At 61.0% G+C, this 12,428-nt stretch carries 14 protein-coding genes; 10 read left to right on the forward strand and 4 right to left on the reverse strand.

The window, feature by feature from the left end:
* Positions 1–60: 60 nt before the first annotated feature.
* Positions 61–546, reverse strand: coding sequence for an Lrp/AsnC family transcriptional regulator (locus tag QNI81_RS12740; protein WP_110362905.1), 486 nt, complete (start codon positions 544–546; stop codon positions 61–63).
* 174 nt (positions 547–720) lie between these two features.
* Between QNI81_RS12740 and QNI81_RS12745 the strand changes: the two genes are divergently transcribed.
* The 3 genes from QNI81_RS12745 to QNI81_RS12755 are packed head-to-tail and all read left to right on the forward strand — an operon-like array spanning position 721 to position 3,678.
* Positions 721–1,767: a pyridoxal-phosphate dependent enzyme gene (locus tag QNI81_RS12745; protein WP_283966729.1), complete on the forward strand. Its 1,047-nt coding sequence runs from the start codon at positions 721–723 to the stop codon at positions 1,765–1,767.
* Positions 1,760–2,923: a M24 family metallopeptidase gene (locus tag QNI81_RS12750; RefSeq protein ID WP_283966730.1), complete on the forward strand. Its 1,164-nt coding sequence runs from the start codon at positions 1,760–1,762 to the stop codon at positions 2,921–2,923. The genes QNI81_RS12745 and QNI81_RS12750 overlap by 8 nt, the downstream gene beginning before the upstream one ends.
* A complete protein-coding gene (locus tag QNI81_RS12755; RefSeq protein WP_283966731.1) occupies positions 2,923–3,678 on the forward strand; it encodes a maleate cis-trans isomerase family protein in 756 nt (251 codons plus the stop codon). Before QNI81_RS12750 ends, QNI81_RS12755 begins: the two co-directional genes overlap by 1 nt.
* A 42-nt stretch (positions 3,679–3,720) precedes the next feature.
* Here the strand turns inward: QNI81_RS12755 and QNI81_RS12760 are convergent, their stop codons facing one another.
* The 3 genes from QNI81_RS12760 to QNI81_RS12770 form a co-directional block, all read right to left on the reverse strand.
* Positions 3,721–4,824: a M24 family metallopeptidase gene (locus tag QNI81_RS12760; protein WP_283966732.1), complete on the reverse strand. Its 1,104-nt coding sequence runs from the start codon at positions 4,822–4,824 to the stop codon at positions 3,721–3,723.
* A 72-nt stretch (positions 4,825–4,896) separates the two neighbouring features.
* Complete coding sequence (locus QNI81_RS12765; protein WP_065321207.1) at positions 4,897–6,486, reverse strand: ABC transporter substrate-binding protein; 1,590 nt, start codon at positions 6,484–6,486, stop codon at positions 4,897–4,899.
* 46 nt (positions 6,487–6,532) lie between these two features.
* A complete protein-coding gene (locus QNI81_RS12770; RefSeq protein ID WP_005622802.1) occupies positions 6,533–7,147 on the reverse strand; it encodes a helix-turn-helix domain-containing protein in 615 nt (204 codons plus the stop codon).
* Positions 7,148–7,395: 248 nt separating this feature from the next.
* Between QNI81_RS12770 and QNI81_RS12775 the strand changes: the two genes are divergently transcribed.
* The 7 genes from QNI81_RS12775 to QNI81_RS12805 all read left to right on the forward strand — a co-directional run bounded on the left by QNI81_RS12775 (position 7,396) and on the right by QNI81_RS12805 (position 12,364).
* Positions 7,396–8,439 (forward strand): ABC transporter permease, encoded by a 1,044-nt coding sequence (locus QNI81_RS12775; RefSeq protein WP_065328471.1) that lies wholly within the window; start codon positions 7,396–7,398, stop codon positions 8,437–8,439.
* Positions 8,440–8,448: 9 nt separating this feature from the next.
* Positions 8,449–9,354, forward strand: a complete 906-nt coding sequence (locus tag QNI81_RS12780; protein WP_005622798.1) for an ABC transporter permease — start codon at positions 8,449–8,451, stop codon at positions 9,352–9,354.
* Positions 9,351–10,190 carry an ABC transporter ATP-binding protein gene (locus QNI81_RS12785; RefSeq protein WP_283966733.1) on the forward strand — a complete coding sequence of 280 codons (840 nt, stop codon included), beginning with the start codon at positions 9,351–9,353 and terminating at the stop codon, positions 10,188–10,190. The genes QNI81_RS12780 and QNI81_RS12785 overlap by 4 nt, the downstream gene beginning before the upstream one ends.
* Complete coding sequence (locus QNI81_RS12790) at positions 10,187–10,936, forward strand: ABC transporter ATP-binding protein (protein WP_283966734.1); 750 nt, start codon at positions 10,187–10,189, stop codon at positions 10,934–10,936. Before QNI81_RS12785 ends, QNI81_RS12790 begins: the two co-directional genes overlap by 4 nt.
* A gap of 3 nt (positions 10,937–10,939) precedes the next feature.
* On the forward strand, positions 10,940–11,428 hold the full coding sequence (locus QNI81_RS12795) for a hypothetical protein (RefSeq protein ID WP_065321213.1): 489 nt from the start codon (positions 10,940–10,942) through the stop codon (positions 11,426–11,428).
* A gap of 228 nt (positions 11,429–11,656) precedes the next feature.
* Positions 11,657–11,818 (forward strand): DUF1328 domain-containing protein, encoded by a 162-nt coding sequence (locus tag QNI81_RS12800; RefSeq protein WP_005622791.1) that lies wholly within the window; start codon positions 11,657–11,659, stop codon positions 11,816–11,818.
* Positions 11,819–11,866: 48 nt separating this feature from the next.
* Positions 11,867–12,364: a Dps family protein gene (locus QNI81_RS12805; RefSeq protein ID WP_005622789.1), complete on the forward strand. Its 498-nt coding sequence runs from the start codon at positions 11,867–11,869 to the stop codon at positions 12,362–12,364.
* The last annotated feature ends 64 nt before the right edge of the window (positions 12,365–12,428 follow it).

Here is a 12,428-nt window from a genome sequence, read left to right on the forward strand (position 1 = left end):
CCACTTGTCCAAACCCTGAACCTAGACCTGCGCGCTGAGTGGTTGCCAGCGCGCAGGTTATTATGAGGTACGTCGGGACTGGTCGACCATATCAAGCACTGGCATTGAGAAACCTGTTTTCACCCGATCCATCACCGCGCTGGTGCGAAACCGCAGTACGTTTTCTTCGGCAAAGAACTGACGACGGGTGAACTCATCATAATCGGCCATATCGCGCGCCGAGATGATCAGCACAAAATCCGCGTTGCCCGTCACATAGTAGCACTGCATCACCTCCGGTGCGGCGCGCATCTGCGCCTTGAAGCGGTCCAAATCTTCCATCCGCTCGTTTTGCAGCGTCACCTCGACAATCAGCAGCAACCCACGTCCCACCTTGTCCGGGGCGAGCACGGTGATCTCAGATTCCACCACATCAGACGCCCGCAACCGTGCCAAGCGTTTGCGGCAGGCATCTGGCGACAGCCCCACCTGTTTGGAGAGCGCTTCGGCGGTCATGCGGGCGTCGGACTGGATGGCCTCCAGTATCAGGGCGTCGAATCTATCCATACCGGCAGAATGGCGGAAATTCGGCCTTTGGGTAAGACGCAACGGTTCTGCCGGACGGTATTCGGATCATTGTAGCTCGGTCGGTACGGTTTTCGGCCCGATCCGATCCGAGAAATCCGGGATACGTCACCGCAAGGGCGCTAGGCTGGGCATCAAAGAACAGGAGCCCGCTTTATGCCCGTGACATTTGCCAACCCCCACCGTGGTCGGGGTCTCGCCCTCGACGCGCCGTTTCCTCGCGATGATGCAAAAGGGGTCGCCGGTCTGCTGGGGCAATGCCCTGCGCATCAGGAAACACCGCTCCTGTCCGTGCCCACGCTGGCCGCGCAATGTGGCGTTGCTCAAATCCACCTCAAGGACGAGCGCAACCGCATGGGGCTTGGCAGTTTCAAGGCACTCGGGGCCGCACATGCCATTGCCCGCGCCGCGTGGGATGTGGTTGAGGGTGGCGATTGGTCAAAAGCGCTGGCAGGGCGCACATTCGTCACCGCAAGTGCAGGCAACCACGGACTGTCCGTTGCCGCCGGGGCGGCCCTGTTTGGGGCGCAGGCGGTGATCTACCTTGCCGAAACCGTGCCCGAAAGTTTTGCCGCGCGCTTGCGTGCCAAAGGTGCCGAGGTGGTGCGCGAGGGAAACGATTACGAGGCCAGCATGGATGCGGCAGAGACGGCGGCCGCGCGCAACGGCTGGACGCTGCTCTCTGACAGCTCTTGGCCCGGATATACCGAACTCCCTTATCTGGTGATGGAGGGGTACCTGCAACTCGCTGCGGAGGCCGCTCAGCAGATCCCCGCGCCCCCGACACATATCCTGCTGCAAGCCGGGGTGGGTGGGTTGGCGGCCGCGGTCGCCGCCCATGCCCGCAAGGTCTGGAGCGACGCCCCACAGATCATTGTCGTTGAGCCCGAGGCAGCCCCTGCCCTCATGGAAAGCATCCGGGCTGGCAACGTGGTCGATACCCAAGGGCCGGTTTCTGCGATGGGGCGGCTGGATTGCAAAACGCCGTCGATGATCGCGCTTCAGGGATTGGCGCGCGATGCGGATCTATTTGTTACCCTCAGCGAAGAGGAGGCCGCTGCCGCCGTGGTCACACTCCAAACCGAAGGACTGGCCACAACCCCCTCTGGCGGGGCCGGGATCGGTGCCTTGATCGCCGGGCTTGATCTGCCCGCAGAGGCCCGCGTTCTCGCGATCTTGAGCGAAGGGCCGGAGGATGCCTGAAACGTCGCTGATCTTTCCCGCGCGTGAATATCAAAACCGCATCACCCGGTTGCAGGACCGTATGGCAACAGCCGGGGCCGATGCGCTGCTGCTGACCACGGCGGCGGATGTGTTTTACGTGACTGGGTTCCTGACCCGGTTCTGGGAAAGCCCCGCCCGGCCCTGGTTCATCGTGGTGCCCGCCTCTGGCGCTCCGGTGGCGGTCATCCCCTCTATCGGTGCCGCCTTGATGCAGCGCACATGGATCACGCAGGTCCGGACGTGGGATGCGCCTGACCCTGCGGATGACGGCCTGAGCCTCTTGGTCGACACGCTGGCGTCACTGGTCCCGGAGCAGGGAAAAATTGCTCTGCCCATGGGATTAGAGACACATTTGCGGATGCCGCTTGCAGATTATCACGCCCTTTGCGCGCAGCTGGCCCCGCGACAGCTGATGGATGGCACTGATATTGTCCAGCGGGTGCGTGAGATCAAATCCGAGGCCGAAATCGCCAAGATCCGCACCGCCTGCGCCATCGCTGGGCGCGCTTTTGATCGGGTGTCAGAGATCGCGGGCGTGGGCCGCCCACTTGATCAGGTGTTTCGCGCATTTCAGGCCCTGTTACTGGATGAGGGGGCCGATTGGGTGAGCTATCTTGCCGGCGGCGCGGGCGCGGACGGTTACGGCGATGTGATCTCTCCGGCCACCGCGCAGCCGCTGGAGCGCGGCGATATTCTGATGCTCGACACCGGCGCTGTCCGCGAGGGGTATTTCTGCGACTTTGACCGCAACTATGCCATCGGTCCGGCCTCGGATCTGGCCAAACGCACGCATTTCGCGCTCTGGTCTGCGACAGAGACCTGTCTTGAGGCGCTGCGTCCGGGGATGCTGGCGCGGGATGTGCATCAGATACTGAGCGATGCGCTGGTTGCGCAAGGGGCAACACCCGGCGCTGGACGGCTGGGCCATGGGCTGGGCGTGACGTTGACGGAGTGGCCGTCGTTCACCCCGAAGGACACCACGCCCCTGCGGGCGGGCATGGTGCTGACACTCGAACCCGGCGCAATGGTGGGGCCGGGTCGCATCATGGTGCATGAGGAAAACATCGTTTTGCGCGAAAGTGGTGCTGAGCTTTTGTCGCCCCGTGCGCCCTCTGACCTGCCGGAGCTTGGGTGATGACATCCTTTCCGTATGAGATCACCGAAGACCCGCGCCCGCGTCTCGGGCTGATTGCCTTGCAGGTGGATGAAACCATCGAAGAGGACTTCCGCCAGATGTTTCCTCAGCCTGCGGCACGGCTACACATCAGTCGCGTTCCCTCCGGTGCGGAGCTGACGCCCGACACCATCGCCGCCATGGAAGAGGATTTACCACAGGCCGCGCGCCTCCTGCCGCCTGCCGCCCGGTTTGAGGTCATCGCCTATGGCTGCACCTCCGGCACCAGTCTGATCGGCGCAGGTCGCGTGAGAGAACTGATCCATGCCAATGCCACGACACATGCCGTCAGCGACCCGCTCAGCGCCGCGATTGCTGCGCTGCGGGCACTGAACGTGACGCGTGTCGGGATCGTCTCGCCCTATATCGCCTCTGTGGCTGCCCCGATCCGCGCAGGATTTGAAGCAGCGGATTTTGTGGTGCCCGACATGCTTGGTTTTGGCGAAGAGGTCGAGGCCCGTGTCGCGAGGATCGCACCTGCCTCCGTCCGTGCCGCGGCCCATGCGCTTGCATCACGGGCTGAACTGGATGCGGTCTTCCTGTCCTGCACCAACCTGCGCACACTTGAGGTCATTCCGACCCTCGAAGAGGAACTGGGCCTGCCGGTGCTGAGTTCCAATCAAGTTCTCGGCTGGCACATGGCAAGCCTCGCGGGCCTTGCGCTGCGGGATCTGGCGGTGCCGGGACAACTCGGAAAACAGGCGGCGCAGCTCTGAGCCACGCCGCCTGTTTGTCCTTAGCCCTGACGGGCTGTGTGCTTAGACGCGCACCATGTCGCGCGGCATCTCGGAAAAGATCTCCGCACCGTCTTCGCGCAGGATGACGATCTCTTCCAGACGGATGCCGAACTTACCCTCAAGGTAGATGCCCGGCTCGATCGAGAACACATTGCCCTCGGCCAGCACCACGTCGGAATTGGCGGCGATATAGGGCGGCTCGTGAATGTCGATGCCGAGACCATGGCCGGTGCGATGCAGGAAACGATCTCCATAGCCCGCGGCGGTGATCACATCGCGCGCGGCCTTGTCGATATCGCTGGCCACAACACCGGGTTTAGCCACCGCGAGCGCAGCCTGAACGGCCTTCTCGACCACGGCAAAGACCTCCTCGTAATCCTCTTCGGGCGTGCCAAAGTAGCCGCAGCGGGTCATGTCGGACGGGTAGCCATCCAGACGGCAGCCGGTGTCAATCAGCACAGCAGAGTTGCGGGTCAACTGGGTGTCACCGGGTGTGTGGTGTGGGAAGGCCCCAGAAGCGCCAAAGCACACGGAGCAAAACTCCAGCGTCGCGCCGGCAGCGGCATATTCAGATTTGATCAACTCGACGATCTCGCGCTCGGTGACGCCTTCTTTGAGGGCGGCAAACGCGGCCTTGACGGCCTTGTCATTGGTCAGATGCGCGGCTTTGATCGCGTGGTACTCGCTGTCGTCCTTGGAGGCTCGCAACAGGCTCACGGTATCATCGGCAAAACGACGACGTGGGTTTTCCAGTGCGTCCAACAGGCGCAGAGAGAAATCGGTGCGCATGGTCTCATCCAGAACCACCGACAGATTCGGGCGCGTCGCGCCGCAGGCCTCAAGCAGTGCGGCCAAAGCGGCATCCGGGCCTTCGTCATCCCGCCATGGGTGGAACGGCAGGTCCGTGTCCTTGCGCGCGGCGGCGGCATTCAGCGCCGGCATCAAAAAGCCCGCATAAGACTGGCTCACCAAGAGCATCACCGGGCGCTCATCGCCATGAGGATGCACACCAGACAGCCACGCCATATGGCTGGAAGGGCCGAGGGCGACAAGGTCGGTGCCTGTCAGCTCCATACGGGCACGCAGAGCAGCAAGGCGGGCGGCGGTCAGCGGGAATTCGGTCATCGAAGGCTCCGGGATTATAGGGAGAGATAGGGGAATCGGGCCACCAGCGCGGGCGGCCCGATCAGTTCACAGTTACTCTTTTTCCACCAGACGGTAGAACACAAAGTCAGAGGTCGCGCCGTTGACGTAACCCGAAACCGCCTCGTTCATGGCGACCTGATAGGCGGCCTGGAACATGATCACGATGGGCGACTCGGCTTGCACCTCTTTTTGCAGCTCGCGGTACATGTCGAGACGCGCATCCGCGTCGCTCTCGGACAGCGCTGCCATGGTTTTCTTGTTCATCTCTTCCGGCACGGCCCATGCGTTGCGCCAAGTGGTGGTCGCTGCATAATTGTCGTCAGAGTTGTCGGAATTATAGGCGAAGGCCTTGGCGTTGGAGTGCGGATCCATGAAATCCGGGCCCCAATACAGCAGCATCGCCTCATGGCTGCGCTCGCGGTATTTGGTAATTACCTGGCTCCCGGTGCCCGGCAGGATCTCAAAGTTGATGCCCGCATCGGCAAAGCTCGCTTGCAGCGACTGCGCCATATCGGTGAAGGGGGCCGCGTTGATCACATCCAGTGACACGGTGATCGGGGTCTCGATGCCGGCCTCGGACAGGATGCTCTTGGCCTTTTCCGGGTCATAAGAGAACGGGGTCTCATCATAAGAACCGGGGAAGCCCTTGGGCCAGAAGGCCTGATGCACTTCCATCTGACCTTTGATGATCGTGTCGGTCATGCCTTTGTAGTCGACCAGATAGCGTGCCGCTTCCCAAACAGCGGGGGGCGTCAGGCTCTCGGTTTTCTGGTTGAACGACAGGAAGTGGACAGCCGCCTGCGGGAAGGTCTCGACCTTGATCTCGCCACTGTCGAGCGAAGCCACCTGATCCGGCGTCATATTGCGCGCCAGATCGACATCGCCTTGCTCCAGCAGCAGCTGCTGGGTCGCGCTTTCGGCAACGTGACGGATGATCACGCTGTCGATCTTGGGCGCGCCGTTGAAATAGGTCGGGTTCGCCTGCATGCGCACCATTTGACCTGCAGAATAGCGTTGCAGCGTGAAGGGACCGGAACCGGCTGCATTGGCATTGAGCCACGCATTGCCCATGTCGCCGTCAACTTCGTTTTCCTGCACCAGCTTGCTGTCGACAATGGATGCGGGGCGCGCAGCCAGGACGTTCAGCACAAACGCCGGAGAGAAATCGCCCGCGTATTTCACAGTGACGGTGTTGCCCTCGCCCGTGACCATCTCGCCGATGTTATCTGCCGTCCAGCCCAGCTGGGTCAGGATAAACGCCGGGGTCAGGTTCAGCTTCACCACGCGGGAGAAGGAATAGACCACGTCTTCTGCCGTTACAGGGTTGCCAGAGGCAAACGTCGCGCCATCGCGCAGGGTGAAGGTGATGGTCTTGGCGTCGGGATCGGTGACCCATTCCGATGCCAGACCTGCCGCCAGAACGGTGGTGTCTTCGGCATCGTATTGAACCAGACGATCATAGAGGTTGGTGACCAACTCGCCAGAGGTGAACTCATAGGCCTGCGCAGGGTCGATTGCGACGATATCGTCGATGTTCTGTGCCACCACCAGCACGCCCTCGGGCGTGTCGGCCAAGACGGCAGGTGCCGCAAGCGGCAACAGCAGCGCGCTGGCCAGCAATGTTGTCTTCAGATGTTTCACGGGAGGTCTCCTTGTTGGATGAAACTTCTAGTCAGTCTGTCGCGGTTTACGCGTTCTGTTTGTGGGACAGTTCCGGAAGCTCGATGGCGCCTTTGCGGTTGAGAACTGTCAGCGTCCCGGTCCAGAGGATTCGGGCGGTGTGATCGGTTGGGTTGCTCCATGCGTGCGGGGTGTTGCCGCTGTAGTGCAGGCTGTCGCCCGCGGTCATGGCGAAGGACTGGCCATCCAGCGTTTGCTGGATTTCCCCCTCAAGGACAAAGATGATCTCTTCGCCCTCATGGCTCACGGTTTCCGATACATAGCCAGACGGGATGTGCAGGATATAGGACGACATCTCAGAGCCGGGAAAATCCGCGCCCAGCGCCTCGTAGCGCAGAGAGGAATCATCCAGCGCAAACAGCGGACGTGTTCCCGCACGGGTCAAACCATCCGAAGGCTTCGATGCCGAAATGAAATAATCCAGCCCAACATCCAGCGCCGCTGAAATCTGCGCCAAGGTCCCAAGCGAAGGTGTTGCGTTGTCGCGCTCAACCTGACTGAGGTACCCCACAGACACACCGGATTTGTCGCAGAGCGCCTGCAAGGTCAGTTTCAATTGCTTGCGGCGCTTGCGGATCGCGGGGCCGACATTGGGCTCTTGTGGTGGTTTTTCACGCGGCATTTTTGTTCTTCACACTTTGGGTTGGACCCTGCGTCTGTAGCATCAGACAGGGTCACATTCCTGGATGTTGTCTCGCTCACGCTACAAAAAAAATTTTTGTCAGGCAAAAATTTTTTTGCACATTTCGAAAATTGTTTTATGCCTGATGCACCAACCACCGCGTCAGGGGCCGCTCTGGCGCAGAGTTTTCACGATGCCAGATCTCCCGGCTGCCGGGGGTTTTGGGAGGAGAAAAGGGGACCAGACCCTTGAGTACAGCCGCGCCTTCACACGCCGGGCTGAGGAAAACCGCCAGCGCATTTGGTGGCTTTGTCATCGTCACGTTCCTGACTTTTGTCGGATTGATGGCGATCACTTTCTTCATCGGCCGCGTGATCCCGATTGACCCGGTTCTGGCCGTGGTCGGAGATCGCGCCACGCAAGAACAATACGACGCCGCCCGCATCGCCATGGGGCTGGATCAGCCACTGGTGGTGCAGTTCATCACCTATGTGGGCGATGTGTTTCAGGGCGATCTCGGCCATTCGGTGTCCACCAACCGACCCGTCGCAGAGGATCTCGCGCGTGTCTTCCCGGCAACGCTGGAGATGGCAACGCTTGGGATCATCATCGGCGTCGGCATGGGCGTTCCGCTGGGTGTCTGGGCCGCTGCAAGGCAAGGCACATGGGTGGATCAGTTGATCCGCGTCTTTGCACTGCTGGGTTACTCTGTTCCCGCTTTCTGGCTTGGTCTTGTGGGGCTGGTCGTATTTTACGCAGGCCTTGGCTGGGTCGGTGGTCCGGGACGTGTCGATATCTTCTACGAGGGTCTGGTCGAGCCGCACACCGGCCTGCTGCTGGTTGATGCCCTCATTGCAGGCGACATGGATGTGTTCTGGAGCGCATTGGATCACCTGATCCTGCCCGCCACCATCCTTGGCTTCTTCTCGCTGGCCTATATCGCGCGCATGACCCGCAGCTTCATGCTGGATCAGCTCGGCCAAGAGTACATCACCACCGCCCGCGTCAAAGGCGTGTCGGAATGGCGGGTAATCTGGACCCACGGCTTCCGCCCGATCCGAGTGCCACTGATCACAGTGATCGGCCTTTCCTATGCAGCACTGCTGGAAGGTTCGGTGATGATCGAGACGGTCTTTAGCTGGCCGGGCATCGGCAACTATCTGACCGTGGCGCTGCTCAATGCCGATATGAACGCCGTCCTTGGTGCAACTTTGGTGATCGGCTCGGTCTTCATTCTCATCAACAAGCTGTCGGATGTGCTCTACCGCATTCTCGACCCGCGCAGCCGATAGGAGGGTGCCATGACAACGATGACAAACTGGCTGCTCGACGACTCCCCCAGCTCCCGCCTGCAGGCTTCCTTGGGTCACAGCTACCGCGTGACACGGATGCTGATGCGCAATCCGCTCGCTGTGGTTGGGGCTCTGATCCTCTTGGTGTTGATCTTAGCGGCTATCTTTGCGCCGTGGATCGCCCCCCACAGCCCGCTGGGACAAAACCTCGGTCAACGCCTGCTGCCGCCCTCTGCCGCGCATTGGATGGGCACCGATGAGCTGGGCCGCGACATCTTTAGCCGCGTCATTTACGGCGCGCGCATCACTCTGTTGATCGTGGCGCTGGTGGCAGTGATCTCCGCACCGCTTGGACTGCTCATCGGAGCGGTATCCGGCTATTTCGGTGGCTGGACGGACAAGATCATCATGGGCGTGACGGATGTGTTCCTGTCGATGCCAAAGCTGATCCTCGCGCTGGCCTTTGTGGCAGCGCTTGGGCCGGGGATTGAAAACGCGATTATCGCCATCGCCATCACATCCTGGCCCGCCTATGCCCGGATCGCACGCGCCGAAACACTAACCTTCCGCAACTCGGAATTCATCTCGGCCATGCGCCTGCTGGGGGCGTCGCACACGCGGATCATCACCGGCCATGTGCTGCCCCTGTGTACCTCGTCGATGATCGTGCGGGTGACGCTGGATATGGCAGGTATCATCCTGACCGCAGCTGGTCTGGGCTTCCTCGGCCTTGGCGCACAGCCGCCGCTGCCGGAATGGGGCGCGATGATCTCGCGCGGTCGGGCCTTTATCCTCGATCAGTGGTGGGTCGCTACCATGCCGGGCTTTGCCATCATCATCGTCTCGCTTGGTTTCTGTTTCCTCGGTGACGGCCTGCGCGATGTGCTGGACCCCAAACAGGGAGGCAAATCATGAGCGATATGCCACTTTTGGAACTGGAAAACCTGCGCGTGAGCTTCCCCACGCCACAGGGGCGCGTCGAGGTGGTCAAAGGCCTGTCCTTCACCTTGGGTCGCGAACGGCTCGGCATCGTCGGCGAAAGCGGGTCGGGCAAATCCATGACGGGCCGCGCGATCCTGCGGCTTGTGCGTAAACCGGGACGCCAGCAGGCTGATCGCATGATCTTTGACGGCATCGACCTGCAAGGATTGTCGGAACGCAAGATGCGCGACCTGCGCGGCGCGCGGATCTCGATGATCATGCAAGACCCGAAATTCTCGCTCAATCCGGTGATGACCATCGGCGCGCAGATCGCCGAGGCGCTCAAGACCCACGAGAACCTTGCCCGCAGCGAGGTCAAATCCCGCGTGCTGGAGATGCTGCATTCCGTGCGCATCAACGATCCCGAACGGGTGGTGAACCTCTATCCGCATGAGGTTTCGGGCGGTATGGGCCAGCGCATCATGATCGCCATGATGCTGATCCCGCGCCCGGATATGCTGATCGCGGATGAGCCGACCTCAGCGCTGGATGTCTCCGTGCAGGCGCAGGTTCTGGACCTCATCGACGAGCTGGTACGCGACAAGGGCATGGGGCTGATCCTGATCTCGCATGACCTCAATCTGGTGGCGCGCTACTGCGACCGCATCCTCGTGATGCACGCAGGCGAAGTGGTCGAGAGCTGCGCGGCAGAGGACCTGCACAAGGCGACGCACCCCTATACCCAAGGCCTGCTGGCGGCGGTGCCACGGATGGAAGAAACGCGCGAGGAACTCCCCGTCCTCGACCGCAGCGCATGGAGCGGCACATGAGCGCGATCATTTTGAAAAATCTCGACATTTCCTATGGCCACACCAAGGTGGTTGAGGGTGTGAATATTGAGGTCGCCGAAGGTGAGAGCTTTGCGCTGGTCGGCGAAAGCGGCTCTGGCAAATCCACGATCCTCAAGGCCATCGCGGGCCTCGCGCCCGACTGGACCGGCGAGATCTCGGTACTGGGACAGCCCCGCGGGCGCAACGTGGATCAGGGCTTTGCCACCCGCTGCCAGATGGTGTTTCAGGACCCGTATGGATCGCTGCATCCGCGCAAATCCGTGGACACGGTGCTGAGCGAGCCGCTCAAGATCCATGGGCTGGGCAATCGCGATGCCCGCGTGATCGAGATGCTCGCAGCCGTAGGCCTCGACCAGCGGTTTCGGTTTCGCTACCCACACCAGCTTTCGGGCGGGCAGCGCCAGCGGGTCGCCATCGCGCGCGCCCTGATGCTGGAACCCAAGGTGATGCTGCTTGATGAGCCCACATCGGCGCTGGATGTCTCGGTACAGGCGGAGATCCTCAACCTGCTGAAGAAACTGCGCCGTGAGCAGGGGCTGACCTATCTGATGGTCACCCACAATCTGCCTGTCGTCAGCTTCATGTGCGACCGCATGGCGGTGATGAACAAGGGCCGCATCGTCGAGATCGCGCCCGCAACAGCGCTGCACGATGGCAGTTTCACCGACCCTTATACGCAATCCCTTTACGCCGCATCGGGCGGCAATCCAGACCGCAAGGACTAAGACATGACGGACACAAACACGGCGCGCCAAGATTTTGAAAAAGCGCTGTCAGAGGCCACCACCGAAGAGCAGGCTTATGACGCGCTTTGCGCGCTGACCAAGGCCACGGTGGGGGCAAAGCTGTTTACTGTGATGACCGCTGACATGGACGCTATGCTCGCCCGTCGCGTCTACACGGATGATGCGGAAAATTACCCCACAACCGGGACCAAGGAAATCGAGATGAACCGCTGGTTCGAGCAGGTTCATGGCCGTCACGAGACCTTTGTCTCCAACACATTGGCCGACATCGACACCGTGTTCCCCGATGCGGAGCTGATCGGCAAACTGGGCTGCGGATCGGTCATCAACCTGCCGGTGATCCTTGGCGGCAAGATGGTGGCCACGGTCAACATCCTGCATGAAGAGGGGTATTACACGCCCGAGCGCGTCGCGCAGGCGCATGAGCTGCTTCGCCTGCCCTCCATGGCAGTGCTCGCTCTCGCCTCTTGATCTTTTGCGGGCATCCAGACCATCGCGTCTGGATGCCCGCCCACGCTTTGTCGCGCACAAACCCTTGCTGGGCCCTGCGCACATCCTCCGAAAAACCAAGGCTCTGCTGTCGCCAACCGGCGAATGCGGCAGAGATTGAGAATTTCGCGGAACAAAATCTGCCCTCTGCCGTTGTCTCCCCGAAGCCCACAGAGGGTGGGCATTGAAACACGGCAAAGGAGACACCCCATGCTTGGTTGGGCACTGACATTCCTAGTGATCGCGCTGATCGCGGCCGTCTTTGGCTTTGGCGGCATCGCCAGCGCCTCGGCCGGGATCGCGCAGATCCTCTTCTTCATCTTCCTGGTGATGTTTATCGCCGCGTTGATTTTTCGTGCTGTGCGTCGCTGACGCACAGACACGACCCATCACGCAAACTCCCTTCGGAAAGGAGACATCATGACGACCGCATTGAACGTGAAACCACAACTGGCCCCCGTCGAGACAGGTGTTCGTGACACCGAGGCAATCGCCGAAGGTCTGAGCGACGTGCTCGCGGACACTTACCGCCTCACGTTAAAAACCCATATTTATCATTGGAATGTCGAGGGCCCGTTGTTCTTCTCGCTGCATAACCTCACCGAGGAGCAGTACCAGAACATGTTCGCGGCCGCAGACGAGTTGGCAGAGCGCATCCGTGCCTTGGGCCACCTGACGCCGGGCAAGATCAATGGCGTGCTGTCTGACAGCATCGTAGATGATCTGGGCCAGATGCCGAGCGCGGGCGAAATGTGCAAAGACCTTGAGAAAGATCACATGCGTTTGGCGCACCGACTGCACGCGCTGATCGAACTTGCGGAGGCGCGCAAGGATATGGTGACCGGCGATTTGGCAACCGAACGCGCGGCCTTCCACGAAAAAGCGGCTTGGATGCTGCGTGCTTTGTCTGCCTCGTAAGCACGCTCTCATCCATCAAGAAGCCCTGCACACCCATCGGTTTGCAGGGCTTCTTTATTTTCGA

The organism is Tritonibacter sp. AK171 (assembly GCF_030127025.1).
GTDB classification, from domain to species: domain Bacteria; phylum Pseudomonadota; class Alphaproteobacteria; order Rhodobacterales; family Rhodobacteraceae; genus Epibacterium; species Epibacterium mobile.

Excerpts from the sequence above, each read along its gene's own strand:
- QNI81_RS12740 (WP_110362905.1), bottom strand. The coding sequence starts at position 546 with ATGGATAGATTCGACGCCCTGATACTGGAGGCCATCCAGTCCGACGCC.
- QNI81_RS12745 (WP_283966729.1), top strand. The coding sequence starts at position 721 with ATGCCCGTGACATTTGCCAACCCCCACCGTGGTCGGGGTCTCGCCCTC.
- QNI81_RS12750 (WP_283966730.1), top strand. The coding sequence starts at position 1,760 with ATGCCTGAAACGTCGCTGATCTTTCCCGCGCGTGAATATCAAAACCGC.
- QNI81_RS12755 (WP_283966731.1), top strand. The coding sequence starts at position 2,923 with ATGACATCCTTTCCGTATGAGATCACCGAAGACCCGCGCCCGCGTCTC.
- QNI81_RS12760 (WP_283966732.1), bottom strand. The coding sequence starts at position 4,824 with ATGACCGAATTCCCGCTGACCGCCGCCCGCCTTGCTGCTCTGCGTGCC.
- QNI81_RS12770 (WP_005622802.1), bottom strand. The coding sequence starts at position 7,147 with ATGCCGCGTGAAAAACCACCACAAGAGCCCAATGTCGGCCCCGCGATC.
- QNI81_RS12780 (WP_005622798.1), top strand. The coding sequence starts at position 8,449 with ATGACAACGATGACAAACTGGCTGCTCGACGACTCCCCCAGCTCCCGC.
- QNI81_RS12785 (WP_283966733.1), top strand. The coding sequence starts at position 9,351 with ATGAGCGATATGCCACTTTTGGAACTGGAAAACCTGCGCGTGAGCTTC.
- QNI81_RS12790 (WP_283966734.1), top strand. The coding sequence starts at position 10,187 with ATGAGCGCGATCATTTTGAAAAATCTCGACATTTCCTATGGCCACACC.
- QNI81_RS12795 (WP_065321213.1), top strand. The coding sequence starts at position 10,940 with ATGACGGACACAAACACGGCGCGCCAAGATTTTGAAAAAGCGCTGTCA.
- QNI81_RS12800 (WP_005622791.1), top strand. The coding sequence starts at position 11,657 with ATGCTTGGTTGGGCACTGACATTCCTAGTGATCGCGCTGATCGCGGCC.
- QNI81_RS12805 (WP_005622789.1), top strand. The coding sequence starts at position 11,867 with ATGACGACCGCATTGAACGTGAAACCACAACTGGCCCCCGTCGAGACA.